Source organism: Pseudonocardia xishanensis (assembly GCF_039541715.1).
Classification (GTDB): domain Bacteria; phylum Actinomycetota; class Actinomycetes; order Mycobacteriales; family Pseudonocardiaceae; genus Pseudonocardia; species Pseudonocardia xishanensis.
In genome coordinates this window covers 1-1,945 of the sequence record NZ_BAABGT010000096.1, presented here as the reverse complement: position 1 = coordinate 1,945, position 1,945 = coordinate 1, and the positions used below count along the sequence as shown (strand labels likewise).

The 1,945-nt window shown below is 68.6% G+C and carries 2 protein-coding genes; both read left to right on the top strand.

Annotation, left to right across the window (positions count from 1 at the left end; translation table 11 throughout):
- Window positions 1-254: 254 nt before the first annotated feature.
- On the top strand, window positions 255-1,307 hold the full coding sequence (locus ABD993_RS29060) for an IS110 family RNA-guided transposase (RefSeq protein WP_345425507.1): 1,053 nt from the start codon (window positions 255-257) through the stop codon (window positions 1,305-1,307).
- Window positions 1,308-1,512: 205 nt separating this feature from the next.
- Window positions 1,513-1,692 (top strand): hypothetical protein, encoded by a 180-nt coding sequence (locus tag ABD993_RS29055; RefSeq protein ID WP_345425505.1) that lies wholly within the window; start codon window positions 1,513-1,515, stop codon window positions 1,690-1,692.
- Window positions 1,693-1,945: the final 253 nt, after the last annotated feature.

Here is a 1,945-nt window from a genome sequence, read left to right as displayed (position 1 = left end):
GCCGCCCTACACGTCTACGCCACGGCCCTGACCAGGACCGGATCGCACACCACCTTGGTCAGTGTAAAAGTGATCTTGGCTCGTCCGGCTCGCTCCACCACCTTGTGCCGTTCGTGGCCTGGTCCCCTTGTGCGGCCGGACGAGCCAGCTGGACCGACCGGCGTGGCTTGATAGGAGCGTGGCACCGCCCCCACTGAGCTATGCCCGCCGGCCGGTCCTGTCGCCCCGACCGCGAAAGACAGGGAGACCGATCTATGGTGGTTCTCGGCATCGACGCACACAAGCGCAGCCACACCGTCGTCGTCGTCGACGACAACGGCCGTAAGCTCGGCGAACGCACCCTCGGCACGACCACGGCCGACCACCTGGCCCTGCTGACCTGGGCAGAGAAGTTCGGGTCCGAGCGGCTGTGGGCCGTCGAGGACTGCCGCCACCTCTCCCGTCGACTCGAACGCGACCTGCTCGGCGCCGCGGAACGCATCGTCCGGGTGCCGCCCAAGATGATGGCCCAGGTCCGCGACAGCGCTCGCAGCTACGGCAAGTCCGACCCGATCGACGCCCTCGCCGTCGCCCGTGCTGCGCTGCGCGAACCTGACCTACCCACCGCGCATCTCGACGGCCCAGCTCGGGAAGTACGGCTGCTCGCCGGCCATCGAGACGACCTCGTCGCCGAGCGGACCAGGACCGTCAACCGCCTGCGCTGGCACCTGCATGAACTCGACCCCGGCTGGGAGCCCGCGGCCCGCAGCCTCTGGCGGCCCAAGAACCTCTCCGCGATCACCGAGCGACTCGCCGGCCTCGACGGGCTCGTCGCTCGGCTTGCGCGCACCCACGTCGATCGCTGCCGCGACCTGACCAGCCAGATCCGCGAGCTCGACCGCGAACTCGAGCTCCTCGTCACCCGGCTCGCCCCAACCCTCGTCGCGCTCTGCGGATGCGCCACTCTCACCGCGGCGAAGATCATCGGGGAAACGGCCGGTGTCGAGCGCTTCCGTTCACGGCACGCCTTCGCCCGCCACAACGGGACTGCACCCGTCCCGGTCTGGTCGAGCAACCGACATAGCTTCCGGCTCTCGCGCACCGGCAACCGGCAGCTCAACGCCGCGATCCACCGCATCGCCATCACCCAGGCCCACTATCACCCACAGGCCAGGGAACTGCTGCAGCGCCGCCGAGCCGGCGGCGACACCAAGGCCGAGTCCATCCGAGTGCTCAAGCGCAGGTTGTCTGACGTCGTCTACCGCGCCCTACTCGCCGACCTTGACCGCATCTCCCAGCCACAACAGGTCGCTGACGCCGCCGCTTGACATAGGAGCAAGTGGACGCCACTAACCGACTTCGGGGTTCATCGAGCCGCCTTACTGCCGTTGGGACCCCGCCATTCTCCCGACAGCACCTTCTCCACAGCTTCTCGGGGCCGCCCGTAGCAGACGACCGCGCTGGCCGTGGATCGTCAACGATTCGGTCCGTTCGTCATGAACCAGGCGCCCGGCCGCTCCAACCTGGCCGCGCGTGAACAAACCGCTGGCCCGCCAGCGGCTGCTCGCCGCGACCCGGCACCAGAACACCGTCACCGCGCTCGGCGTGATCCCCGGCGTCGCCGAAACCAGCAGCACACAACTCGACGAGGACCTCGACGAGCTCGACACCCTCGACCCTCGCGATCCAGACGACACGAACGGGAACAGCTGAGCCCTGCGCGCCCGTCGGTCACAGGTCCGCGGGTAGGAGACCTTCGGTCAGGTCGTCGAGATCGAGCCGCCCATCCACGTCCACGCCCGGCCACACGTACACCGGGACGGGACCGACCTGCATCCGGTACTCCATCCCCGCTCCCTCCACCGCCACCAGCTCTCGCAGTTCTGAGCTTGGCCCCTGACACCGGACACCTTGATATTGACCCCGCTTCACGGACACGTCGGTGAGGAGATCAGGCCCGACGGGC

Bases quoted from the DNA above. Each gene is read 5' to 3' on its own strand.
- ABD993_RS29060 (WP_345425507.1), top strand. From the start codon at position 255: ATGGTGGTTCTCGGCATCGACGCACACAAGCGCAGCCACACCGTCGTC.